Here is a 24,617-nt window from a genome sequence, read left to right on the forward strand (position 1 = left end):
GGTGGAAATTTAAATGATAAAAAATATAAAAAGACTGCCTGATTCTGAGTTAGATATAATGCTTATTATCTGGAAAGCTAATACTCCTGTATCTAGAAGTTATATAGAAAGCCAGATTAATAAAAAAAAACATCTAGCCAGCACTACTATCCTTTCTTTACTAACAAGACTTGTAGATAAAGGTTTTGTACATGCTGAAAAACATAGTAAAGGTAATCTATACTCTGCTATAGTTGATGAAAGTATCTACCTTCAAAATGAAGGAAAATCAATTCTTGAAAAACTTTATGGCAACTCATTAAAAAATTTTATTTCAACTCTATATGCCGGAAATAAAATCGATGAGGATGAGTTAGCCGAACTAAGAAATTTCCTAGATAAAACAAAGGAGGAGTTTAAGTGATTGAAAAACTATTTCTAAGTTTAATCGAAATTACAATATCAACTTCTTTAGTAATAATTCCTTTATTATTGATATCCCCTATTATAAGGAAAAAATATGCATCAAAATGGCAATATATCCTTTGGCTTATAATTGGCTTAAGACTAATTATCCCAATAAATATAAATCTACCTGAAACAGCCTTAAAAATACCTATTCCAATTACACTGGAAAACTCTGCTCATAATGATAATGAAATTTCAAGTACCAACCCTAATAATGAGAATACTCAGACTTCACATGATTCACCAGAATCCTTTGAGAGTCTAAATGAAACTCCCACTTTAACCCCTATTTCTGATACAGTTAATAAAAATACTACTAAGTCAATGCCCTCTCTTAATATTACTCCATTAAAAATGGTATCAATTATTTGGCTTATAGTTTCTTTCTTATATTTAATTTACCAGTCTCTTGGTTACTTCAGCTTTAAGAAAAACCTTCTTCGATGGAGCAGACCCATATCCGATGGGACTACATTAACTATCTTCAAAAAAACTTGTAATGAACTTAATATTACACGACCAATTAAAATAATGACTTGTAAAAAGATACTAAGCCCTATGGCCTTAGGACTATTTCAACCCATGATACTATTGCCGGATAATCAAATCCCATCTGATGAATTATCCATAATTTTAAAGCATGAATTAATTCACATTAAAAGGCATGATATATCTTACAAGCTACTTTTAACTATAGCTAACAGCCTCCACTGGTTTAACCCAACAGTATATATTATGGTTAAAGAGGCTAATAAAGACCTGGAATTTTACTGTGATGAAATGGTTGTTAAAAATATGAATAATGATTATAAAAATAAATACAGTGAAGCTATTCTAGCTGTAATGCATAGCAAAACAAACTGCAATTCTATATTATCTACAAACTTTAATGGAGGTGTAGAAAACATGAAAAAAAGATTTAGAAATATTTTCGATAATAGAAAAAAGAAATTAGGAATTCTTTCTCTTACCTTCACCCTAGACGTAGTCCTTTGTGGCTCTTCTTTAGTTGCCTGCCAAAGTTCACAAAAATCCTCTCCTGAGGAAGAAACAGCTCCTGCCTTTTTAAAGGGTTATTATGAAGTTGATAACATTCTTTTATTAAAGGATCTACAGGACTTATTTGAAGAGCAAATGTCAAAAGGTGTAGTACACCAACGTGATGATGGTGCTCTGATTACAATGACTGAGGATGGTGGGAAAATATACTCTGATGCTGTATTAAAAAATATTAGTGAATATATAACTCCAGCCTTTGGGGAACGTCTTATTAAAAACACAGACATATTAAGAAATCTTCAATCTGCTTATGACTACGGCTATACCTTGCAGGTTAGTGATATAAAATTAACTATTAGAGATGATTCAATTGAAAATAAGTTATCCTATGATTATTCGTTAAGTGCTAAATTAACTTATCAACAGGATGGTACTTCTGAAACTCAAGTCATTGATGGATGTATCTCTTTAGTTAAAGAAAATAAATCATGGCTTGTACAAGGATTCATTAATCAACCACAGATAACTCCTAATAAAAAGTATTATAATCCTGAACCAATGGATATTGCTGAGGATACTTCAACTACTGATTCTCCTGGAATTTTCTCAGATCCAGTGACCTTATGTGAGGCATATATTCAAGCAATGATAGATAGTGATTTCACCTTCATTGCCAACCATACTGTTAATTCACTTAATAATACAACTATTGAAGAAGGTCAAAAGACTTGGGATACAATTAAAATTGATTCTGGATTAGTAATTAATGGGCTACAAAGAAGCAATTCAACGCATCCTGATATTATTAAAGCCTACTACGAAATTGAAATTAATGTCTCTGAACCTGGAAACTCTGATTTTGTTAAAGGCGAAAATACTAGATGGTTATATCTTTCCTATAGTGAAAAAAGTGGCTGGGTTGTAGAGAATTTTGTATCTACTGGTGCCCCCGATGAGCTATGGTGGGATATAGTAAATGGAGGTTAATTCCTATACTACTTCTGATAATCCCCTTTAACTATGAAAGCCATTAAGGATTCGACTCCTTAATGGCTTTCTTTTATTAATCATCTTCATCATCATCTGAGTAAAGACTTAAGTCACTACGCTCTTTTTCCTCTTTTTTTGCTTTCCTCTTTCTTTTATTAATTACTTTATCCGCTCTTTTCAATAAAGATAAAGTAATTACTACTATCACTGCTCCAGTTATAGCCAAACTATATAACCCTTGACCTACTGCTAAACCTAAACATGCATCAAGCCATAAAGTTGCAGCTGTAGTTAATCCTCTGATTGAACCCTTATCTCTAAGTATTGTTCCAGCTCCAAGAAAGCCAATTCCACTTACAACCTGAGCTCCAAGCCTCCCCATATCAACTTTTATGATTCCTTGATATGCTGAGTTCTTAGCTAGCTCCATGGCAGCTTTCAAATCACTTTCACTTATCAATGAAATAATAGCAGCACCTAAACAAACTAAAATATTTGTTCTAAACCCTGCAGGACTATCCTCATGTTCACGTTCATATCCTAAAAGTCCGCCTACTAATACTGCAACCAAAAGCCTCACTACTATAGTTTTATAACTCATATGATATCTCCTTAATCAAGTCCACCTTGAATGCTGTTTTATTAATTACTCTATTATATTCAAGTGTCCAAATTATGAGATATATGATATATCACTCTTCTATTGTCTTTCTATTACCTTTCCTGTAACATGATCAATCTTGATTTCAACTATCTTAGTAACATGTGAAGATTTTTCAATATATCTTTCGCCGGCTTCAATAAAATCTGGTGAATATTTCTTAACTATTCCCCTTAAAGCTTCCTTCTTAGCTTCACCGTCTATTTCTTTCGCTTCACCATAAATTACGACACTTTTAAAATCAGTAGTAAATTTTTCAGGTATTATTTTTGTATCGTTTACTACTGAAAATGCAACCTTACCATTTCTTCTTATGTTATCCAGCTTTTCTCCTTCCTCTGCACAGTGAAAATAAATACAATTATTCATATACACATAGCTTAATGGCGTTATGCATGGATATCCATGCTCTCCAATAGTAGATAAAATTCCATACTCTCCTCTTTGTAAAATTACATCTACAACTTCCCTCGATACTTCTCTTTTCTTATTCCTCATAGACTTAAACATTACTTTCCCCCCTTAATTTACACTCTTAATCTAACTCAACAAACTCTAAACCTGCCACATCTTCAAGTTTATCAACAACAAAATCATAATCTTCTACATCCCCAAAACCATACTTAGCAAATACAAAAGGTACACCTGCCAGCTTTGCAGCCTTTCTGTCTCCTGCTGTATCTCCAACATAAACAGGATTTTTTAAGTTGTTTCTTTCAACTATCAGCTTAATATTTTCCCATTTAGGCATCCCTGTACGGCCTGGATTTTCAAAATCCACAAAATATTTTTCAAGATTATGTGCTTTATAAAAGGCTTCTATGTATCCATCCTGGCAATTACTCACAATGAACAATTTATGGTTTTTTGATAACTTCTTTAAGGTTTCCTCTAGATTGTCGTATAGCTTTGCACCATGAATACTAAGATATTCATTTTCAATTTTACTACAGTGTTTAACTATTTCCTTAATCTCTTCTTCCTCTAAATATGGATAAAATTTCTTTCCAATATCCAATAGTAAAAGCCCCATAGCTGATTGAATATCCTCCACAGTTACCGTTGTCGTTATTTCTTTAAAATCATTAGCAGCATCATTCCATACCTTTAAAATAATTTCTGTAGAATCCCATAAGGTTCCATCTAAATCAAATATAATTCCATCTACTTTTTCCTTCGTCATTCTTAAATTCTCCCCTCTATATTTGCTTAAAATCTAATTTCCTTTCTACTTATATAGCTTATACAAAGTAGCTTTCTTCCATATATTTAATCTTCTTCCCAGTGTCCTTAGCATACTGAATTTCACTTCTTGTACTACTGCCTATATATCCATCTTTATTAATTACATAAATTTCATCTGCCATATCAATTTTTCTTTTATGCATATCGTCAAGCATAACCTTAGTTTCATCTGTAATAATTGTTCCAAATTCACCATCGGCATGACCAAATAAACCTACTGAAATTACTATAATCCCTTTTAAGCTTAACTCTTTTTGAACCCTTATAAAATCCTCTTTAAATTTTGTACTGCCACATAAAGTTACAACCTTATATTTTCCAACCATCTTTTACCTCTTTCTAATAACATTCCATTTATCTATATTATTAATTAATTTAATTTCCACATACATCTTTTAATTATACCATTTATTCCAACAAAAATAGAAGCATTTTCCAAATTAATATGAAAATGCTTCCTTAGGTTAACTTATCTTTATAATTTGACCTGGATGAATTAAATTAGGATTTGATATTCCATTTATTTGAGCTAAATGCTGATAAGTGGTGTTATATTTTTCTGCTATACCGCTTAAGGTATCCCCTGACTGTACTGTATAATAAGATGATGAACTTCCACTAGGCAACAATATTTTTTGACCTGCATAAATCAAATTAGGATTTGAAATACCATTAAGCTGTGCTAGTATCTGATAAGTTGTGTTGTATTTTTCAGCTATTCCACTCAACGTATCTCCTGGCTGTACTATATAGTAAGATGCTGAACTTCCGCTGCCTGATCCTCCACCAGAACTTCCGCCCGGCAATAATATTTTTTCACCTACATATATTAAATTAGGATTTCTTATACCATTAAGTTGAGCTAATACTTGATAGGTTGTATTGTATTCTTCTGCAATTCCACTTAAAGTATCCCCTGACTGTACTATATAATAATTATCTGAGGTGTGAATTTCTGGTGGTATAGGTGTACTATCTGAGCTTGAATTTGATAATAGTATTTCTTTCATGAATACATCCATGTCACAATCGCCACTAACTCCCGGTACACTTCCAGTACTTGAATATTGGAATCCAATCCAACTATCCCATGCCGGATTACTCTCTGGTGTATCCACTCCATATTCAGCTATCCACAAAGGAAATACGCCTAATCTAGAATCTATATTATTTCTTGCAAAGCTAGTATAGGTATAAACAACCACTGCTTTACCAGTCAACTTTTCAACCTGATGCAAAAATGCTATAGCATTAGTAGTTAAAGCTGTAGCTCCAAGGCCGTTAGCACTTTCCAAATCAAGAGCTAATCTGCAATCTGGTACTTTATCTCCTATTTTACTAGCAAAATAGTTAGCTTGTTCTATTGGGTTATCACTTCCTAGAAAATAATGATAAAACCCAACTTTTAATCCATTTGCTTTAGCTCCACTATAAAATGAATCAAGATAAGGATTTACAAATCCCGTTCCTTCTGTTGTCATAATATATACAATTTCTACTCCGCTAGCCTTAACCTGCGAGAAATCTACATCACCTTGCCAATTACTTATATCAATGCCTCGATATTGGCCTGAATTTACACTTTGCATGTCAAAATCACCTCTATGATATACTATGTAAAAATAATTTTGTTGTGTACATTTTACAAATGCCTTATTAACTGAATGCACTCATTTGCTAATTTATAGGTATTAATACACCTTCCACCTGCTTATACTTCTGCTCCGATAATTATAATATCCTTCATAGATTCATCGTCCTCAAGCTTTACTTCAAAACACTTTAATCACCCTCTGTTCTACTTCATATATGTACAAAAAAATAACCTCAATATATAAATGTATTAAGGTTATTTTAATGCGTAGATTAATAAGGAAACTCCTTCTCTTTTTATTCGAAGGAGTAAGTTCGAGGACCCAAATCAGAGATACACTCTGTGGAAGTTCCACTAACCAAATCATATATTTGGAGTGTCACTTATAAATCATAGTACAATGCAAATTCTATAGGATTTGGTACATTTCTAATACTTGAAATATCCCCTTCTTTAATGTTAATCCAGTTTTCAATAAACTCTTTATGGAAAACATCCCCTGATAATAAGAATTCATAATCTGCTTTTAGTTCATTTAAAGCTTCTTCCAATGAGGTTGGAAGTGCACCAATTTTACTTCTCTCATCTTCTGGAAGATCAAATACATTTATATCGTAAGGTCCAAAGCCTTCTGCTGTTGGATTTATTTTATTTTTTATTCCATCAATACCAGCCATTAAAATTGCAGAGTAGGCTATATATGGATTACAGGTTGCATCAGAAGGCCTGAATTCAAATCTTCTTACCTCTGGATTCTTTACATAGCCTGGTATTCTAATTACTGAGCTTCTATTACCTGTGGCAAAGCAGATTGAAACTGGAGCTTCAAAGCCAGGAATAAGTCTTTTATAGGAGTTAGTTGATGGACTTGTGAAGGCTAGCAATGCCTTTGCATGCTTTAATATTCCTCCAATGAAGTATAAAGCCTCATCACTCAATCTTGAATAGCCCGCTTCATTAAAAAATAAATTATGTCCATTTTTTCTTAAAAGCATATGAATATGCATTCCGCTTCCAGCTTCATTATATAGTGGCTTTGGCATAAAGGTAGCTGTTTTCCCTGCTGCCACTGCTTCGTTTTTAATAACATACTTTGCTTTCATGGTTCCATCAGCCATATGAAGCATATTTTCAAGCTCAACTTCGATTTCTAACTGTCCTGCTGCTCCCACCTCATGATGATGATATTTCACATCAATTCCCATATCCTCAAGCTTTAAAATCATTTTATTTCTCAAATCGTTATCTACATCATTAGGAAGTCCAGCATGATACCCCTTTTGAAAGGTCACCTTATATCCATTATCATTTTTCTCATTACTGCTCCAATAAGCTTGTTTAGAGTTAATCGTAACTTCTTGATGTTTATTCTTAACTTCGTAAGCAATGTTATCAAATATATAAAACTCAAATTCTGGTGCAATTATAAATTCATCTGCAATGTGTTCTGCTTTTAAGTATTGTCCCGCCTTTTCAGCAATATATCGTGGATCTCCTGAAAATCTCCCTTCCTGTTTCCCAACAGTATATATATCCCCAATCATACTTAATGTAGGCTCCTCACAATAGCAATCCTCAAAGGCAGTTGATATATCTGGTATAAAGCACATGTCTGAATTTTCTATAGAGGAGTAGCCATAGCTTGACCCATCAAAACCTATCCCATCCTTGAAAAGTCTTTCACTTAATCTTACAGACGGTATAGATAGATGATTCCATTTTCCCTCTAAGGTTATAATTTTAAAATCAATAATTTTAATATCTCTTTCCTTTACATAAGCTTCAAGCTCTTTGTAACTATTAAACATATAATTTCCTTCTTTCATACTACGAATTAACTAAACACTTTCAAGAGGTTCTATAAATTATATGTTATACCATGAAAAAATAGGCATTGAATTTCTATGAATTCCATGCCTATTTCCATAATTATTTTATAGCTTCTTCTATATCCTTAATCATTAAATCAGCTGATTGAAGTCCTGCTCCACCAACATACCAAGCTGGGCCATTAAGATATATTATATTATTATTTTTATGAGTATCTGTAGACTTAACTAGCTCATTATCTAAAATATCTTTAGCAGCAGTAGGCTCTTCTGAACTTCCAGTTGCAGATGCTTTATCAATAACAAATAAATAGTTAGGATTTTTAGTTAAAAGATATTCATAAGAAATATTTTGTCCATGCTTTGATACCTCAATTTCTGTATCTGCAGCTTTAAACCCAAAATTATCATAGATTGAAGAAAATCTTGAGCCATTTCCATAGACGCTCATTGCTCCATCACTAACCATTAAAGCTAAAGCATTTAAGCCTTCGCCTTTAACTTTCTCACTAATTTTTTCAACTCTTTCACTTAAAGCAGCTAATTGATTTTTAGCCTCATCTTCTTTGCCAAAAATCTCACCTAAGACTGTAAGATTTCTTTCTAAGGAACCAAAATAATCCGTATTATCTGTTCCTAATTGTATAGTTGGAGCTATAGCCATTAAATCTTCATAGGAATCTGTTTGTCTTCCTTCTATAATTATTAAATCTGGCTTTAGTTCATTTATTGTTTCAAGACTAAATTCTTTTAAGTTTCCAACACTTACAATCTTCTCATCACTATACTCATCTAAATATGAAGGTAAGTTATCCTTTGCAGTTCCTACAACTTTTTCTTCTAAATCCATCTCATCTAATATATCCAAAGTTGAGTAGCTTAAGGTTACAACTCTTTCAGGGTTCATTGGCACCTCAGTTTCCCCTAAATCGTGTTTTATCATTATCGTTTCACTAACTGCTTGTCCATCATTTTTTCCTACAAGCTTACCTGCTCCTAAAACACCTACTATTGCAATTACTGCGATTCCTATTATTATACCTAATTTTTTCTTATTCATAAATTTTACCTTCTTTCTATTTATTATTTAATTTCTTTTTTCATTATTATTTAATTTCTTTTTCATTTCTGCTTTATAAGTATTGAATACCTTAAAATCAAAGCTAATTTCAATTCAATAAAAGAAAACCTATATGACTTTTCATTAAAAATACACACATATATCCTTGCCATTTATATGACTTATATTAAAATCAATTTCATAAATATCTTCTAAAATATCCTTAGAAATTATATTTGATGTAACATCATCCTTTGCAATTTTTCCATCCTTCAGAATTACAATCCTATCTGAATATACTGATGCAAAGTTTATGTCATGCATAACTATTACTACAGTCTTTCCAAGGTCATCCACAAGTCCTCTTAATACCTTCATCATCTGAACTGAATGCTTCATATCCAGATTATTTAAGGGCTCATCTAGAAACACATATTCCGTATTCTGAGCTATTACCATTGCAATATAAGCTCTCTGTCTCTGCCCGCCACTTAATTCATCCAAATATTTATTTTCAATATCCTTCAGTTCCATGTATTCTATTGCCGCGTCAATCTGCTTTATATCCTCCGCGGTAAGTCTTCCTTGACAATGCGGATACCTTCCAAAGCTTACAATTTCTCTTATGGTTAATCTCACATTGATATTATTGGACTGCTTTAATATAGCAAGCTTTTTAGCTAATTCTCCACTATCCCAATTTTCAAGATTAGTCCCATCTATAACGATATCACCTTGATTCTTGTCCATAATTCTTGCTATCATAGATAAAACTGTACTTTTTCCAGCACCATTAGGTCCAATAAAGGAAGTTATTTTTCCTTTTTCTATATTTAGAGATACATTATCCACTACCGTCTTATCTCCATATTTTTTTGTTAAGTTTCTTACTTCAATCATTATTTTCCCTCCTGCAGCAGAAGATATATAAAGTAAATTCCACCGATAAAGTTAATTATTATGCTCACAGTGCTGCTGAAATTTAATATTCTTTCCACCACAAACTGCCCGCCAACTAAGGCTATAATACTAATTAATACAGCACCCATTATCTGATATTTATGCTTATAGCTTTCAAAGAACTGATAACTAAGATTAACTACCAACAACCCTAAAAAGGTAATTTGTCCAACTAGTGCCGTTGATATTGATACAAGTACAGCCACAATTAAAAGAATTTTTTTAGAAAACTTATCATAATCAATTCCAAGGTTAATGGCCTGCTCTCTTCCAAGAAGCATTACATCTAGTTTTCCAAGTTGGTCATAAATCAAAACAACTATTATAAGCACAGCTACTATTGAAATTATTAATATATCTGTATTCACATTAGAAAAGCTTGCAAACATCTTACTTTGAAGAACTTCAAACTCATTAGGATCAATTAATACCTGCATAAAGGAAGTCATACTCTTAAACAACGTTCCCAATACTGTTCCAACTAACAATAAAAAGAACAGATTATTTTTTCCACTTTTCTTAAATAAAAACTGATATAAAATTAAGGTTCCAGCCAGCATAACAACTACTGACACTAAAAAATTCACATTTTTATTAACCATAAATACACTTGATGCACCAAACAAAAATACCGATATTGTTTGGATAAACATGTATAATGAATCAAGTCCAAGTATGCTTGGAGTCAAAATTCTATTATTAGTAACTGTTTGAAATATCATTGACGAAAATGCTATAGAACCTCCTGTCAAAACAATTGCTATTACCTTTGGAATTCTTCTGGATAAGTTATAGCTAAAATTTCTTGCATTTAAGCCTTGAAACAGAAATAATCCTATCGCCACTACTGCTATTGCTCCAAGAATAAATAATCTTTTTCTATCTCTATAATCTTTTTCTTCTAACGATTTAACCTTCATTTTTATTCCTCCTGATTATTAAGTAAAGGAATATTACACTTCCGATTACCCCTACTGTAAGACTTATTGGCACTTCGTAAGGGAAAATTACAATTCTTCCAATCATATCACAGGCTAGGACAAATATTGCCCCAAACAGAGCCGTATCCCATATATTTTTACTTAGATTATCACCTTTGAAAATCGAAACTATATTAGGTACAATGAGTCCTATAAAAGGTATATTACCTACGGTTATTACTACTATTGCTGAAATGAGTGCTACTAATATAACCCCTATATTGGAAACCCTTTGATAATTCAGTCCCAAATTAGCAGAAATATCTTCACCCATACCTATAATGGTAAACTTATTTGCATAAAGCAGAGCTACTATTAATAATGGTATTGTTAAGTACAGCATTTCATAATTTCCTTTTATAATCATTGAGAAATCACCTTGAAGAAAAGCTCCCATGCTTTGAACTAAGTTATGTCTATAGGCAAAGAAATCAGTTATGGACCCAATAACGTTTCCCACCATTATTCCTACTAATGGAATAAAGATTGTGTTCTTTAATTTTATTCTTCTATGTATGCTCATAAATATGAAAGTTCCAAGTAATGCAAAAGTAAAGGCTGTAATCATCTTCTGCATTAAAATTGCACCTGGGAAAATAAGCATTGCCATCAACACTCCAAGCTTTGCTGAATCAGCAGTTGCTGCCGTTGTTGGAGACACAAATTTATTATTACTTATCTGCTGCATTATAACTCCAGCCACACTCATCCCAACCCCAGCAGTAATTATACTAATAAGTCTCGGTAATCTCGCCAAAACTAATATATTTAATTTTTCTTGATTTAAATTTAAAATATCGCTTATTCCTATATTTTCAACTCCAATAAATATTGATGCTATAGCCAATATTATAAATATTGGAACTAAGTATCTCTTCTTCATATGTCCTCCTATAATGTTAATTATGTAATCTACTATTCTTTACCGATTTTTATTTTTAATTGATAATTGTTTTCACCTTGTAATTATCATATACTAAATGATAATAATTTTCAATTGCATTATTCTGCTTTTATATCCGATTATTTCACTCAACTTTCTATTTACTTAAAATATCTTCATTTTTCGCTCTTTGCAAAAAATAAAAAACACATGAAAACTCTATTTGCTTTCATGTGTTCCTCTTTAATATATTTATATTATTTAGCTTCCTTTACAGCTTCTGCAACTGCATTTTTAATAGCCTCACTTGTTAGTGTAGCTCCTGTTACTGAATCAACCTCTGTTGATTGTGTTTTTATTATTGCATTTACTACTGCTGTTTCAGCTCCTTCGTAAATACCTGGAGTTTCTTTATGGTCTGTTAATTCAACCTTAACTATATTTCCACCTTCTACAGTAACCTCTACAGTCACATCTCCACCGTTTCCTTTACCTGTTCCAGTGTAAACTCCATCCTTGTATCCACCATCAACCTCTGGAGCTGCAGTTTTTTCTTCTTTTTCAACCTTTATTGTAGCTTCTGTGTGTCCGCCATTGTCTGCAACATATTTTGCAGCATTTGTTCCTGCTATACGTCCAAATACAACTATATCAGTTACAGCATTTCCACCTAATCTATTGGCACCGTGTACTCCACCAGTAACCTCACCTGCTGCAAATAAACCTGCAATAGCAGTTCCATCCTCTTTTAATACTTCTGTGCTAGTATTTATCTTAACTCCACCCATAGTGTGGTGAATTGCTGGAGCACATAAACCTGCATAATATTTAGGAGTAGTTAATGTCTCCTCCATTGAAGTTCTTCCAAATTCAGCATCTGTTCCTGACTCTGCAGCAGCTGCATAAGTGCTCATAGTTTCAGTTAAAACTGCAGCATCAACACCTATTTGCTCTGCTAAACCTTCAATTGTATCTGCTTCAAAGATTATTCCAGCAGAAATGTATTTTTCTATAGCTTTTAATCCATCTCTTACCTTTTGATCAAAAACAATATAAGATACTCCGTCTGGCTGAGCAAGAATTGCTTCTGATACTACATCACGAGTTTGAAGTTCATCTATAAACCTCTTACCGTCTTTATTAACTAATATTGCTCCATTTCCTCTAACTGCTTCTGTGTACATAGTTTGAGTCTCTGGATGTACTGTTGGGTGTGTTTGAATCTGCTCTATATCAACTAATTCAACCCCAAGCTCCTTAGCCATCTTTATTCCGTCTCCTGTTGCACCAGCATGGTTAGTAGTTCCGAAACCCTTAAGTTCTTCCTTATATTCAACTACCATATCTGCATTAGCACCAAATCCTCCTGTTGCTAAAACAACTGATTTACAATCTATTGTAAATTCTCCTTCTTCATTACTAGCTTTAACCCCTACTATTTTACCATCTTCAACAACAATCTGTTCTGCTTCTGTTTCCAGCATTACAGGTATATTTAATTCCTCTATATTCTCATTTAACATTTGAACAAGCATTGGTCCTACAGCGGCACCACCTTCTGGCTTGTGGATACGCTTAACACTTGCTCCTCCAAACATTCCAACTTCAGATAAATCCCCACCATTTTCATTTACCCACTTTACAGCATCTGATGAGTTCTCTGCTAATACCTTAACTAATTCAGTATCATTAAGGTCTTTTCCGCCCTTCATCGTATCTTCAACCATTAATTCTACTGAATCTTCTATTCCTTCTTTACTTTGAAGCTCTGTTGCTGCTGCATTCATACCACCTGTAGTACGAATAGTATTTCCTCCTGTTTGAGGCATTTTTTCAAGTACAACAACATTTGTTGCTCCATCTTGAGCCGCCTGTATTGCAGCTGTCATACCAGCTCCGCCAGCTCCAATAACAACAATATCAGCCTTTAATCTTTCTTCTTTTCCTTTGTTTCCATCCTCTGACTTAGCAGTACATCCAACAAGCATAGATATACTCATAACTGCTGCTAATGCCATGGTCATTAGTTTTAGCTTTTTCATATTTTCTCCCCCATACATAAAGTATTACAATATAGTTTAAATTAACTTAAACAAAAACTTTGTTATTTTTTTATCTATCATTATAGTATCATGTAGAGCTCTACTTGTACATATTGCATACAATTTTCGCAATACTCTTTAAATTTCCGTCTTTTTTACATTTTATGTTTATACTTTTACCTTTTTATGGTATAATTTTAGTTGAAATATTTATTTTAGATGATTTCTAATGAATACTTTGTAGGAGGGATGAAATGGAATCTTTAATTAATGTTAAGCCATCTAAAAACATGACCTTTGAATTGTATGAATGCAAATACAATTTACGCTCTTGCTTTGCTCTTTGCATGGTAGATTTAATTTCATGCATTTCTTATATTGCTGTTATAAATTTAAATCTTGTTAATATAAAATACAATCCCATAATATTAATTCTTACAGCCTACTTAGGTTTATGGTTCACTTCATACTTGCTATTCTTATTTTTTGGAAATACGCAATCCTACAGTTTAAATCGAATATTTTTTATATCATATTTACTTCCAGTTTTCATTCTGCACACCATGATTGCCGTATTCAGTAAAGATTGTCGCTTCGGACTAATTATATATCCTACATATGTACTTTCAAATTGTGTATTTTTTTCATTAAAAACCATTGAAAGTGTTATTCTATACCTTCCACTTACTATTATATTTATGTTTCACTTAGCTCTTCGGCTTCCGAAAGGATATATGCTAAATATCATGCTTTTTAGTATTGTATTTGCAAACTTACTAGCCTTTGTATATTCAATGATTAAACATGATTCATCAAAAAAAGTCTACAATACATATATAATGCTGTTAACAGCAATTGATGATAGGGATGACTCAAACGAGAAACTTAAAATGCACGAAAAATATATTACTGATTTTTTTATAAATATTTCTCATGATCTAAAGGCACCCTTAAATATTATTTATAGTAGTGAACAGCTTTTAGAAAAACAATTTCAGAATAAAAATATTGATTATAATAAAGCTGAAAAATACATAACTTCTATAAAATTAAATTCAATCAGACTTACACGATTATTAAATAATATTTTAGATATCTCCAAAATTGATGCTGCAAAGTTCAGCCTTAGTATTAGAAACCTTGATATTGTTACTACTGTAGAAGGTATCATAGACTCCTTGGTTGATTTTATGAATTCAAAAGGAATAGCTCTATCCTTTGATACTGACTTTGAAGAAATGATTCTTGCATTAGACGAAGAAAAGCTGGAGCGAATTATCTTAAACCTGCTTTCTAACGCTTTAAAATTCACCCCTGACGGTGGTAAAATCTCTGTGAAGCTATATGACGACGACAACTTCGTTTTTGTATCAATTAAAGACACTGGTACGGGAATTGACGAAGAAACCCAAAGGAATATCTTTGATAGATTCGTTCAAGGCTCACTGTCACCTAACAACAATATGAGTGGTAGTGGTATTGGACTCTCTTTAGTAAAATCCTTAATGACCTTACATGGTGGTGAAGTTACTCTAGATAGCCAATTAGGGGTTGGTAGTACTTTCATCTTAAAGTTTCCAAAATCTAATTTAGCTGAAACTTTAGATGAAGATATTTCTACTGGTTCTATTTACCCAAATATCAATGCTTCATCTGCATTCCACCTGGAATTCGCAGGATTAGTTAAAGACCAGCTTAAAGATAATGCAACCACATAGTATTTCCTTAATATAAAAGGGCTGTTCAAATGAACAGCCCTTTTATATTGACATTATAACATAAGTTATATAACTTAAAACAATTGTCAAACTTGCTAAAGCATATGGAATTGAACTCCCCTTAGTATTCTCCGTTGTCTTTCCTAATTCATATTTAATCTTCAACATTCCATATGTTACTATTGTACAAATAAATCCAAAAATAATTAATAAAAATCCTTGTTGAGTAGATGACTGATATAAAGAACCTTTAATATACATAATATCTACTAGAAATAATATTCCACAGTTAAATAAGTTACTTCCAAGTATATTTCCAGTCATAGCATTAAAATTCCCTTTTTTCACCAATGCAATTGATGAAGTCAGTTCTGGAAGCGAAGTTGCTATTCCTAACAGAAGAGCTCCCGCCAAGGTAACTCCAAGGTTCAGCTGCCTAGCTATTTCATCTGTGACCATAGTTATACATATAGAGCATATAATTAGCCCAACACTTAAAAATGTAAATCGGATTAAAATCTGCTTCACTGTTAACTTGCTAGAGGATTTTTCCTCACCCTCTGAACTTTCATCAATAGACATTTTCTTAGCCCCTTTTAAATAAAGCACTAATATGGCTATAGAAAAAAAGCTAACTCCAAAGAATGTAAAATCTCTATCAATAAGATTAGCAGTAAAAATTATTCCATACATTATAAGTAACAGCTTTAACGTATTTCTGTGACTAGATGTAACCTTAGCTTTGTTAAATGCCTTCGTACTAGCCAGTACTAAACATCCATATATAGTCAAATTGAAAATATTACTCCCCAAAATATTACCATATACTAAATTAACGTCATCTAAAAATATAGTTGATGCAATGCTTGTAAACAATTCTGGTAAGGATGTCACTGCTGCAAGCATAACTCCACCTAAAAAAGCTCCTGAAACATTAGTTTTCTTGTCAAGCTCATCCACGTAAAAGGAAAGCTTCACTGAAAAAACAATAACTCCAAGCGCAAGTAAAATATATATAACAAAAATCATTTTGTTCCTCCTAAATTGCCAATGGCAGAAAAAAAGACGTTAATATAATAACATCTTTCGTCATTTTCCGCAATGATTCTGCATTTATTAGTAGGACCTTATTATTAATTATCTTTAGCTCTATGACAACAAGTAATAAACAACCTCTTCAATATCCAAATCATAATAAGTTCTTTCTATAGACTTAAACTTACTCCTCATACGACTCTTTAATTTTTCAATATACCCCATTGTAAATGGAAGGTACTTTTCTATTTCCTTAATATAACTCTTTGAGAAGTATTCTTTCGCCATAGCTGCAGCGAATATAATCATTAATACACAATTATCTATAATCAACTTTTTCACCAACTCTTCATTTTCACACCTAAAGCAGTTAGCTTCCTTAACCACTTCAATTGTTAAATTAATTAGTTTTGTAACAATATTATCTAACTCATACCTACCTGCCAGCTGTGACATCACCGTCATATGATTATTTTCTTTATCTTCTTTTACATCTTGAAGATCATCACACAATTGAAGCAAAAAACCATATCCAAAAGAGAAGTTTTCCTCTTCCGCTGTTAAGTCTCCTTCAATAAGGTATCCATCTGCAATGACAGAAGCACCACCTTTTTCAATTGAAATATCAAGCATATCCTTTTCATAAGGATTACTTATCCCTTCTTGTTGAATTAAACTTTTCCTCTGACCTTCAAATATTATGAGAAGACTCTCATATACCTTTTCAAATGACCTTCTATCGTATACTTGTTCAATTCTTTCTATGAGCTGAAAAATTTGATTCTCATGTTCACTATTAGGCCTTAATTCCTCACCTAATAATCGTCTGTAAAATCTTTCATTAAATTTTTTCTTCTCTTCTATTGTTATCTCAGGATTATCTAAATAATTATCTGAATACGGGTACAACATACTATACCCAAAGCTTGCCATACTAAACTTTATATCCTTTCCAAAAGTCTTTTGCAGAATGCTTATTATCCAAACATTTCTCATTGCCTGCCCAATGTCTCCATAAGAAATATCTTTATCAAATTTTTTACACTCCCTTATAAATTCCTTAGTAGTATCTATAAATTGCATCTTCATTTTTTCATCAACTGAAGCTAACTCAAATCCTTCAAATCCTTGAATACTCTTTTCAAGTTTTTTCTGTCCTTCGCTCTTCCACTGTTCTCTCTTTTCAATCGCTTCTGGAAAAGAGTTAATATGCTCAATTACTTCATCCACTAATTTTTCAAACTTTTTTTCTGTGTTTTTCTTTTTTAAATAACTGCTTTCTTTTAAAGGAACTTCTAACAAATTTGACATACGCCACCATTTATTTCTATACTCTTTCTTTAATTCCGCTACATTTATTTTATTTAAACCTTCCCCCATACCGTCCTCCTTAAAATCGAAAATTAACCTATATCAATAACCCTATTTACTAATATTATAGTTTATTTTTACATGTTTTGGTATATTTTTAATAATTTCATTTTATTCAATATAAATCTGCATTTACTGATTATTGGTCATTATTAAATCAAAAAATATCTTGACTATACAGTAACCATATAGTTTATCATGTTTAGTGGCGTAATTTTTTGAAATCAATTTATATAAATAAATATAAGAGAGGTTTAAAGTATGGATAAAAGCATTAATAAAAAGTTTTGGAAATATGTTATTCCATCAATGTTTACCTGCCTGCTTTCAGGAATCTATTGCCTTGTTGATGGGCTCTTTATTGGACAAGCAGTTGGTGATGCTGGTCTTGCTGGAATAAATATAGCATGGCCAATAGCAGCTCTAATCCTTGCCATTGGTACAGGTATCGGTATTGGTGGTTCAGTAGTAATGTCAAACTATCTTGGTAGAAACCAAGAAAATAAGGCAAAGCTTGCTCGTGGAAACACTATTGTGTTATTAATCATTGCAGCACTTACATTAACTATTATAATTTATTCTTTTATAGGTCCTATTTTAAGAATGCTTGGTGCAGCAGATGAGGTATATGATACCGCACTGATTTATTGCAGAATCTTCGTTTTGGGTAGTATTTTTCAGCTGCTTGGAACGGGTTTTACTCCACTTCTTAGAAACATGGGATATGTAATGTTTGCCATGGTAATAATGATTTTGGGCTTTGTTACCAATATAGTTTTAGATTATATACTCATCATTTCCTTAAACATGGGTATGGCTGGTGCTGCCCTTGCAACTGTAACTGGTCAGGCTCTAGTTGTAATAGCTTCAACATTCATTATGTTTAACAAGAAAAACCGAATAGATTTTAAAAAATATAAATTAGATTTATATATAGTTACTAAGATCTTTAGAATAGGTTTATCTCCTTTGGGACTATCCCTTTCTCCTTCTATAATAATAATATTTGCTAACTGGCAATGTATTAAATATGGTGGGAATATCGCTGTTGCTGCCTATGCCGTTTTATCCTATGTAATGTCAACTGCACAGCTTTTAGTTCAAGGGGTTGGTGAGGGTTCTCAACCACTAATCAGTTATTATAAAGGTGCAAAACAATTAGATATTATTCATTATATCCGTAGAAAAACTATCAATCTTGCCGTGGTAATTGGTATTGTTACTGGAACTATTATTATTGCCATGAAAACAACGATTCCACAAATATTTGGAGCATCTGCTGAAGCCTCAGTAATAATAGCTAATTCTTTACCTATATTTACGGTAGCTTTCCCACTAATAGCAATTTCTAGAACCTCATCTGCTTATTTCTATGGAATACAACATGCTAACTATGCATCTATTCTTGTATACTTAGAACCCCTTGCCATAACTCCGCTATGTATGCTGATTCTGCCATTAATTTTCAACTTAAATGGTGTTTGGTTTGCAATTCCAGTAACTCAAGGTTTTGTAGTACTTACCACCTTGATATTATATAAGTATAGTAATAAAATTCTTAAAACTGAAATAGCTTCACACTAAGCAAGAAAGCTGAAAGTATAATTTCACTTTCAGCTTTTTGGATTTATTTTTTATATATTTAAATCTCGTTTCTCGTAGGAAGGAATACTAAGGGAAGTAAAGATTATTACGCCAACTAAAGCAATAATACTATAAACTAAACTCAAGTTCTCTCCCCCGATTATTTCTGCAGCGTTAAAATATTTAAATGGACATATAATTCTTAAAAACTCAAAAGAATCATTGAAATCTATTAAAACGCTAAAAACATAAAAGACAAATACAGTACTCATTATGATACTTGATACCTTGTTCGTCTTCTTTAATATGGATGCTACAAACAATCCCATAGTCATCAAAAGCAGCTTAACCATAATTAACCCTAAGTGAAGATTAACAATAACATTAATTAAATTCTCCTTCGGTATAAGAAGCTTCAAACCATTAACAGATGCTATAAAAGAAACTGCTGTAAATATTAAAATCTCTACAATATTAGCAAGAAGCTTTTCTAATAGTATCCTTCTCCTTGAAATAGGCTTAACCATTAAAAATTCCGTAGTATTATCTCTTTCCTCTTTAACTAAGGTATTAAAGCCTATATGCGCTGCAAAAAAAACACCCATCAGCACTATATATTGAAATATAATTCCATAAAATCCTGTAGCCTTATTTAAATCAAAAGTGGAAAGTCCAAATACAGCTAAAACCATTTTGGGCATACTATCCATTAAAACAGATATGTCCATACCACTAGCATCAAAGCCTGTATATTTATATAATCCAGCTGCAATAAAAACTATTATTACTATAGCCCATATAAATAAAGCCTTAACACTTCCTTTAACTTCTCTTTTAAACACATTCATCTTCACTCCCCCTAACTTACCTGAATATCTTTTTTAACATACATTAAAGCACTGATTCCAGTAAAAATTATTATCATACCAATTCCTACACCATAACTAACACCTGATATAGAACCACTTTTTAAAATCTCCATAGAATCATACATGCCAAAGGGGTTTATATATTTAATTGTACTGCTTGCTAAAAAGTTCTCTACAATCTGAACAATGTAAAGTCCTAGCACCAATATAGTTGCTATAGAACTTACTGATTTAACCTTAGGTAATATTACTCCTAAAAAAGCTCCAACAGAATCTAGTATTAGCTGCGTAAGCAATATCGCAACACTCAAAAGCATTATATAGTTAAAATCATATCCTTCCTTTGCAACTATTGAAATCATAATTATCAGAGCAATTGTATATAAAATTGTATTTAAAACTATATATGCCAGTACACATAGAGCCTTCCAGCCCAAAATAGAACTTCGCTTCTTAGGTTTTGTAAGAATAAAGTCAAAGTTTTTAAATCGCTTCTCCTTAGAGAAGATTCCAAGGGATAAATTAACTGATTGAAGTCCAACACAAATTAAAATATACATGAATATTTCTTTAAAAGACGAAAACATTAAAAGAAATATTAATGTAATTAAAATTGTGGTGCAAAACCAATAAAGCATAGATTTAAGGCTGCTTCTAAACTCATAACGAAATACATTCATACCACTACTCCTCCTTTTCATAGTAATGATAAAAGATTTCCTCAAGCTCTGGTTCACCAAGACTAACATTCTTTAAATCCATAGTACTCAATAACTTCATTAAACCATTTATATTACCTGCATATAAGAAGGAACAGCTTTTACCATCAATCTCAACATCGGTTATTCCACTTAATTTAAAGACTCCTGCATCAATGCCTGTATTTAACTCTAAGTGAACCCTTTTATGATTCTTTTCTTTTAAAGTCATAATACTTTCTAATGCAATAGTTTTCCCTTCTTTTATTATTGCAACTCTGTCACAAAGCTTTTCCACTTCACTTAAGATATGAGAAGACATGAAAACAGTAGCTCCCTTTTCATTTTCTTCCCTTAATAACTTAAAGAAGGTCTGCTGCATTAATGGATCTAATCCCCCTGTAGGCTCATCTAAAATAATAAGTTTTGGCTTATGCATAAGGCCCTGAACAATCCCAACTTTTTTTACGATTACCGTAGGATAAATCTTCAATCTTCCTATTCAAATCTAATTGAAGTAATTCAGAGAGCTCCATCATCCTCTTGGTACAATCCTTTTTATAAAAACTAGCTGAATACTTTAATAAATCAATAACCTTCATATTATCATAATAAAAAACCTCAGATGGAAGATATCCAACCTGCTCTAATATTTCTGGATGCTTTGAAGCTTCTTTTCCAAAAATTAAAGCTTCACCGCTGTTTTGATGAATTAAAGCCAAAAGAGTCCTTATAGTTGTAGATTTTCCAGCTCCATTTTGTCCAATAAAACCAAAAATTTCTCCCTCTTTAATTGAAAAACTTATATTGTCTACTCCCCTAGCTTTTCCATAGGTCTTTGTAAGATTTCTAATCTCCACTGCGTTCATAAGTATTACACCTCACTCTTAGATTTTAATTCTTTATATACCTTTAATTTTTCATTAAATTCCTCACCTGTTAATTTACTATATAACCCTATGCTTCCAGCTATCATTAAGAAAGAAACTGTAAAAATAATTAAAGCAATTGCAACATACTTTATATTTGATAAATCAAACCACTTAAATAAGCTTGCAAATAAATATCCTATTCCAACTAATAACAGATAGTGTATTGATACCTTAATTATTCTTGGTACCTTACCCATAAAATCAAAGGTGTAAATTACATATTGTAAAATTGCCATTATAATTGAAATCACAACCATCTGCCAAACTAGAGAAAGACTTATACTTGTCTGTCCAATAAATGGAGCTACACATGCATATAAAATTGCTTCTCCAGAAAAAAACAAACAACATAGTTTTTTTATCTCATAACTATTTATAAGAAATGACCTCATTTTTTACCCCTCCTAAAATTCCAACTTACTCTTTAGTAACGGTACATACTGCCTTGATACCATTAACTTTTCATCATTCTCTAAAATAACCTCAAGCTTGCCTCCAAAGACAGGTGTAATTACTTTTACCTTTGCTAAGTTAATAATTGTAGACTTTGATGCCCTGAAAAAATCTGAATTGGAAAACTTCTCCTCAAGCTCATATAACCTCATTGTATTTTCATATACATCCTTATCCATATACATGAAAGTCTTCTTATCCACTGATTCAAAATAATATATATCATCAACCTCTAAAACAAAGAGCTTTCCATCCTTAGTTCCAGTAATTTTTCTATCGAAACCTCTAATAGCTGCAATCATCTTTAATAAATTTTCATCAACCAGCTTACAATTAACTACTATTTCAATCTCCTCAAGAGTCTCTGACTCATTTATCGTTACCTTCATAAAAGACCTCCCCTCCTTGCTCTATATTTATGGTATATTATTGTAAATTTTCTCAAACAACCTCTTTTTACTAAGTTGCTTAATTCACATACCAAACTGCATATATTAATATATACAAAAATAGAGCTGTATCTTAATAAAGTATAAAAACTTCATTAAGATACAGCTCCCAATAATTTTTAATTTTAAATTTCTAATTTAGTTAGTAACATCTCTTTTAGTAAATACAACAAATGATATAACTGTTAATACTACGGCTATTACTAATAACTGAACAGCCCCCATTGTTGCATTTAATGTAACACCCATTTGCTCAAGTGATTGTAATACCCAAGATTCACCACCAGCAAAAGTTGTTAAGTTTACATATGGAAGGAAAGTTGAACCAATCCAAGTCATTTTTAAGTTTGCTGCAACTTGTGCTGCAGGCATGCTTCCTAAGAATCCTACCATTGTAAGCCCTACTGCAAGTGCTGTATTTCTTCCTACCGTTGAGAAGAAGAATACCACTGCAATAATAAAGATTAAACTAATACTTGCAAACATAAGATTTGGAATAAGTGATAATATAAAGTTTTGATGTACTACTACCCCATCTTTAAGAGCTAGCATAGGAGTACCTAATGTTCCAAACCCATGTGCTATTCCACTAGAAACTATATTTAATAAGAAGGCTGTAAACATTGCCCCATATCCAATAATAAATACTGCTGCTAATTTTGAGAATAATATCTTCCATCTAGAAACTGGTCTTATCATAAGAAGTCTTACTGTACCTGTAGAGTACTCTGAAGAAACTATCCCACCACCAATAATTATGCATAATAATATTGCAATTGTTACATAAAATAAGTACGTTTCATTCAATGAATTTCTTGCATCTTTGATAAATTGAACCTGAGGAATATTATTTTCTAAGCTGTACCAATCTAAAGTTAAACTTTCCTCTGCCTTTGCTATTCTCTCTTCTCTATCTGCTTGGTACTTTTCATAAGTATATCCTTTTCTATTTATTTCCCAGCTATACTGCTGTTTAAAAGCCTCTTCTGTTAATAGCTGTTCATTCTTAGCTTCTATAGACATTTTTATGTGTTCTACCGTATTGTGTTTCCAATTTTTTGAATCATATACAATATTGTTATCGAATTTATATTTATAAGCCTTTAAAAGTTCTTCTTGAGTTCCTATTAATTTTTTTAATGCCTCTATCTCTAAAGGTATTTCTTTATTTTCCTTATCTTTAGCTAAGTCTGCCTCTAAGGTCGTTATGGTTTTCTTACTGTCTTCAATATCTTTTTCAGTAGACTTTATAACTCCAGACAAGTATGCCATATAATCATTGTTTTCAATTGTATTTTTTAATTCTGCTGCTTCATTAGTAAACTTATCAATCTCTTTTTGTAGCTCTTCTGATGATAGTTCATAGTACTCATCTAAGCTAATTGGATCAATTCTATAAATGTTATTTGTAAGGTCTGAACCTTTTAATCCCGATTTAATACCGTTAAGCATTATAACCATATTCTGCTTATACTGCATATCGCCTATTATAGTATCTCTCCAGTCACTCCAGCTTATCTTCTTTTCCATTCTAAGGTTAAATGAATCTATTTCAACTTGAATTATATCCTTATTTATTTGAGCATTTTTTGCAGCAGTATCAACGCCATCTCTTTCTACTTGTAACCATTCTAACTGATTCTCATAACTCTCCATTGACCACTTTAAATCATTATTATTGCTGTTGAAAAACTTAAGTAAAAAAGGTGCTGCAATACTAGCTACAAGAATTAGTACTAAAATTATCTTAACACTAATTTTCTTATATTGTTTTATCCATTCATTTTTTATTAATCCAAAAATCTTACCCATAGCTCT

At 31.9% G+C, this 24,617-nt stretch carries 22 protein-coding genes and 1 pseudogene; 4 read left to right on the forward strand and 19 right to left on the reverse strand.

Annotated elements, in window-relative coordinates; genetic code table 11:
• Window positions 1-13: 13 nt before the first annotated feature.
• The gene (locus tag BN1075_RS04985) at window positions 14-403 is read left to right on the forward strand and encodes a BlaI/MecI/CopY family transcriptional regulator (protein WP_040191985.1); all 390 of its coding nucleotides are present in this window, start codon (window positions 14-16) and stop codon (window positions 401-403) included.
• The gene (locus BN1075_RS04990) at window positions 400-2,433 is read left to right on the forward strand and encodes a M56 family metallopeptidase (RefSeq protein WP_040191986.1); all 2,034 of its coding nucleotides are present in this window, start codon (window positions 400-402) and stop codon (window positions 2,431-2,433) included. The genes BN1075_RS04985 and BN1075_RS04990 overlap by 4 nt, the downstream gene beginning before the upstream one ends.
• Window positions 2,434-2,509: 76 nt before the next feature.
• On the opposite strand, the gene BN1075_RS04995 is transcribed toward BN1075_RS04990, so the two are convergent.
• From BN1075_RS04995 to BN1075_RS05045, 11 genes are all read right to left on the reverse strand, one after another.
• Window positions 2,510-3,037 carry an MgtC/SapB family protein gene (locus BN1075_RS04995; protein WP_052406394.1) on the reverse strand — a complete coding sequence of 176 codons (528 nt, stop codon included), beginning with the start codon at window positions 3,035-3,037 and terminating at the stop codon, window positions 2,510-2,512.
• Window positions 3,038-3,136: 99 nt separating this feature from the next.
• The gene (locus BN1075_RS05000) at window positions 3,137-3,607 is read right to left on the reverse strand and encodes a pyridoxamine 5'-phosphate oxidase family protein (protein ID WP_040191987.1); all 471 of its coding nucleotides are present in this window, start codon (window positions 3,605-3,607) and stop codon (window positions 3,137-3,139) included.
• Window positions 3,608-3,632: 25 nt separating this feature from the next.
• A complete protein-coding gene (locus BN1075_RS05005) occupies window positions 3,633-4,280 on the reverse strand; it encodes an HAD family hydrolase (protein ID WP_040191988.1) in 648 nt (215 codons plus the stop codon).
• A gap of 58 nt (window positions 4,281-4,338) precedes the next feature.
• Complete coding sequence (locus BN1075_RS05010) at window positions 4,339-4,668, reverse strand: TIR domain-containing protein (protein ID WP_040191989.1); 330 nt, start codon at window positions 4,666-4,668, stop codon at window positions 4,339-4,341.
• A gap of 138 nt (window positions 4,669-4,806) precedes the next feature.
• Window positions 4,807-5,931, reverse strand: coding sequence for a LysM peptidoglycan-binding domain-containing protein (locus BN1075_RS05015; protein WP_052406395.1), 1,125 nt, complete (start codon window positions 5,929-5,931; stop codon window positions 4,807-4,809).
• Window positions 5,932-6,319: 388 nt separating this feature from the next.
• Window positions 6,320-7,744, reverse strand: a complete 1,425-nt coding sequence (gene glnA, locus BN1075_RS05020) for a type I glutamate--ammonia ligase (RefSeq protein ID WP_040191990.1) — start codon at window positions 7,742-7,744, stop codon at window positions 6,320-6,322.
• A gap of 121 nt (window positions 7,745-7,865) precedes the next feature.
• Entirely contained in the window at window positions 7,866-8,825 is a 960-nt protein-coding gene (locus BN1075_RS05025; protein WP_040191991.1) for a siderophore ABC transporter substrate-binding protein, read from the reverse strand.
• A gap of 144 nt (window positions 8,826-8,969) precedes the next feature.
• Window positions 8,970-9,725, reverse strand: a complete 756-nt coding sequence (locus BN1075_RS05030) for an iron ABC transporter ATP-binding protein (RefSeq protein WP_040191992.1) — start codon at window positions 9,723-9,725, stop codon at window positions 8,970-8,972.
• A complete protein-coding gene (locus tag BN1075_RS05035) occupies window positions 9,725-10,705 on the reverse strand; it encodes an iron chelate uptake ABC transporter family permease subunit (protein WP_040191993.1) in 981 nt (326 codons plus the stop codon). The genes BN1075_RS05030 and BN1075_RS05035 overlap by 1 nt, the downstream gene beginning before the upstream one ends.
• On the reverse strand, window positions 10,695-11,648 hold the full coding sequence (locus BN1075_RS05040; RefSeq protein ID WP_040191994.1) for an ABC transporter permease: 954 nt from the start codon (window positions 11,646-11,648) through the stop codon (window positions 10,695-10,697). Before BN1075_RS05040 ends, BN1075_RS05035 begins: the two co-directional genes overlap by 11 nt.
• A gap of 257 nt (window positions 11,649-11,905) precedes the next feature.
• Window positions 11,906-13,690, reverse strand: a complete 1,785-nt coding sequence (locus BN1075_RS05045; protein ID WP_040191995.1) for a flavocytochrome c — start codon at window positions 13,688-13,690, stop codon at window positions 11,906-11,908.
• Between the two features lie 746 nt (window positions 13,691-14,436).
• Here BN1075_RS05045 and BN1075_RS20590 point away from each other — a divergent pair.
• Window positions 14,437-15,408, forward strand: coding sequence for a sensor histidine kinase (locus tag BN1075_RS20590; RefSeq protein ID WP_197072278.1), 972 nt, complete (start codon window positions 14,437-14,439; stop codon window positions 15,406-15,408).
• Between the two features lie 42 nt (window positions 15,409-15,450).
• Here BN1075_RS20590 and BN1075_RS05055 read toward each other — a convergent pair whose 3' ends face one another.
• Both BN1075_RS05055 and BN1075_RS05060 read right to left on the reverse strand, forming a co-directional pair.
• Entirely contained in the window at window positions 15,451-16,437 is a 987-nt protein-coding gene (locus tag BN1075_RS05055) for a sodium:calcium antiporter (protein WP_040191996.1), read from the reverse strand.
• Between the two features lie 120 nt (window positions 16,438-16,557).
• The gene (locus tag BN1075_RS05060) at window positions 16,558-17,823 is read right to left on the reverse strand and encodes a class 1 isoprenoid biosynthesis enzyme (RefSeq protein ID WP_052406397.1); all 1,266 of its coding nucleotides are present in this window, start codon (window positions 17,821-17,823) and stop codon (window positions 16,558-16,560) included.
• Between the two features lie 252 nt (window positions 17,824-18,075).
• Here BN1075_RS05060 and BN1075_RS05065 point away from each other — a divergent pair, with 252 nt between their 5' ends.
• Window positions 18,076-19,398, forward strand: a complete 1,323-nt coding sequence (locus tag BN1075_RS05065) for an MATE family efflux transporter (RefSeq protein WP_040191997.1) — start codon at window positions 18,076-18,078, stop codon at window positions 19,396-19,398.
• Window positions 19,399-19,448: 50 nt separating this feature from the next.
• Here BN1075_RS05065 and BN1075_RS05070 read toward each other — a convergent pair whose 3' ends face one another.
• From BN1075_RS05070 to BN1075_RS05095, 6 genes and pseudogenes are all read right to left on the reverse strand, one after another.
• Entirely contained in the window at window positions 19,449-20,246 is a 798-nt protein-coding gene (locus BN1075_RS05070) for an ABC transporter permease subunit (protein WP_040191998.1), read from the reverse strand.
• 11 nt (window positions 20,247-20,257) lie between these two features.
• On the reverse strand, window positions 20,258-20,947 hold the full coding sequence (locus BN1075_RS05075) for an ABC-2 transporter permease (protein WP_040191999.1): 690 nt from the start codon (window positions 20,945-20,947) through the stop codon (window positions 20,258-20,260).
• Between the two features lie 4 nt (window positions 20,948-20,951).
• Window positions 20,952-21,834: pseudogene (locus tag BN1075_RS05080) on the reverse strand (ABC transporter ATP-binding protein).
• A 5-nt stretch (window positions 21,835-21,839) separates the two neighbouring features.
• A complete protein-coding gene (locus BN1075_RS05085; protein ID WP_040192001.1) occupies window positions 21,840-22,289 on the reverse strand; it encodes a DUF3021 family protein in 450 nt (149 codons plus the stop codon).
• Window positions 22,290-22,301: 12 nt separating this feature from the next.
• On the reverse strand, window positions 22,302-22,739 hold the full coding sequence (locus tag BN1075_RS05090) for a LytTR family transcriptional regulator DNA-binding domain-containing protein (RefSeq protein WP_040192003.1): 438 nt from the start codon (window positions 22,737-22,739) through the stop codon (window positions 22,302-22,304).
• 198 nt (window positions 22,740-22,937) lie between these two features.
• Window positions 22,938-24,611 (reverse strand): ABC transporter permease subunit, encoded by a 1,674-nt coding sequence (locus BN1075_RS05095; protein WP_040192004.1) that lies wholly within the window; start codon window positions 24,609-24,611, stop codon window positions 22,938-22,940.
• Window positions 24,612-24,617: the final 6 nt, after the last annotated feature.

Source organism: Clostridium culturomicium (assembly GCF_000821305.1).
In the GTDB taxonomy this organism is placed as follows: domain Bacteria; phylum Bacillota; class Clostridia; order Clostridiales; family Clostridiaceae; genus Clostridium_J; species Clostridium_J culturomicium.

Excerpts from the sequence above, each read along its gene's own strand:
- BN1075_RS04985 (WP_040191985.1), top strand. The coding sequence starts at position 14 with ATGATAAAAAATATAAAAAGACTGCCTGATTCTGAGTTAGATATAATG.
- BN1075_RS04995 (WP_052406394.1), bottom strand. The coding sequence starts at position 3,037 with ATGAGTTATAAAACTATAGTAGTGAGGCTTTTGGTTGCAGTATTAGTA.
- BN1075_RS05000 (WP_040191987.1), bottom strand. The coding sequence starts at position 3,607 with ATGTTTAAGTCTATGAGGAATAAGAAAAGAGAAGTATCGAGGGAAGTT.
- BN1075_RS05005 (WP_040191988.1), bottom strand. The coding sequence starts at position 4,280 with ATGACGAAGGAAAAAGTAGATGGAATTATATTTGATTTAGATGGAACC.
- BN1075_RS05010 (WP_040191989.1), bottom strand. The coding sequence starts at position 4,668 with ATGGTTGGAAAATATAAGGTTGTAACTTTATGTGGCAGTACAAAATTT.
- BN1075_RS05015 (WP_052406395.1), bottom strand. The coding sequence starts at position 5,931 with ATGCAAAGTGTAAATTCAGGCCAATATCGAGGCATTGATATAAGTAAT.
- glnA (WP_040191990.1), bottom strand. The coding sequence starts at position 7,744 with ATGTTTAATAGTTACAAAGAGCTTGAAGCTTATGTAAAGGAAAGAGAT.
- BN1075_RS05025 (WP_040191991.1), bottom strand. The coding sequence starts at position 8,825 with ATGAATAAGAAAAAATTAGGTATAATAATAGGAATCGCAGTAATTGCA.
- BN1075_RS05030 (WP_040191992.1), bottom strand. The coding sequence starts at position 9,725 with ATGATTGAAGTAAGAAACTTAACAAAAAAATATGGAGATAAGACGGTA.
- BN1075_RS05035 (WP_040191993.1), bottom strand. The coding sequence starts at position 10,705 with ATGAAGGTTAAATCGTTAGAAGAAAAAGATTATAGAGATAGAAAAAGA.
- BN1075_RS05040 (WP_040191994.1), bottom strand. The coding sequence starts at position 11,648 with ATGAAGAAGAGATACTTAGTTCCAATATTTATAATATTGGCTATAGCA.
- BN1075_RS05045 (WP_040191995.1), bottom strand. The coding sequence starts at position 13,690 with ATGAAAAAGCTAAAACTAATGACCATGGCATTAGCAGCAGTTATGAGT.
- BN1075_RS20590 (WP_197072278.1), top strand. The coding sequence starts at position 14,437 with ATGCTTTTTAGTATTGTATTTGCAAACTTACTAGCCTTTGTATATTCA.
- BN1075_RS05055 (WP_040191996.1), bottom strand. The coding sequence starts at position 16,437 with ATGATTTTTGTTATATATATTTTACTTGCGCTTGGAGTTATTGTTTTT.
- BN1075_RS05060 (WP_052406397.1), bottom strand. The coding sequence starts at position 17,823 with ATGGGGGAAGGTTTAAATAAAATAAATGTAGCGGAATTAAAGAAAGAG.
- BN1075_RS05065 (WP_040191997.1), top strand. The coding sequence starts at position 18,076 with ATGGATAAAAGCATTAATAAAAAGTTTTGGAAATATGTTATTCCATCA.
- BN1075_RS05070 (WP_040191998.1), bottom strand. The coding sequence starts at position 20,246 with ATGAATGTGTTTAAAAGAGAAGTTAAAGGAAGTGTTAAGGCTTTATTT.
- BN1075_RS05075 (WP_040191999.1), bottom strand. The coding sequence starts at position 20,947 with ATGAATGTATTTCGTTATGAGTTTAGAAGCAGCCTTAAATCTATGCTT.
- BN1075_RS05085 (WP_040192001.1), bottom strand. The coding sequence starts at position 22,289 with ATGAGGTCATTTCTTATAAATAGTTATGAGATAAAAAAACTATGTTGT.
- BN1075_RS05090 (WP_040192003.1), bottom strand. The coding sequence starts at position 22,739 with ATGAAGGTAACGATAAATGAGTCAGAGACTCTTGAGGAGATTGAAATA.
- BN1075_RS05095 (WP_040192004.1), bottom strand. The coding sequence starts at position 24,611 with ATGGGTAAGATTTTTGGATTAATAAAAAATGAATGGATAAAACAATAT.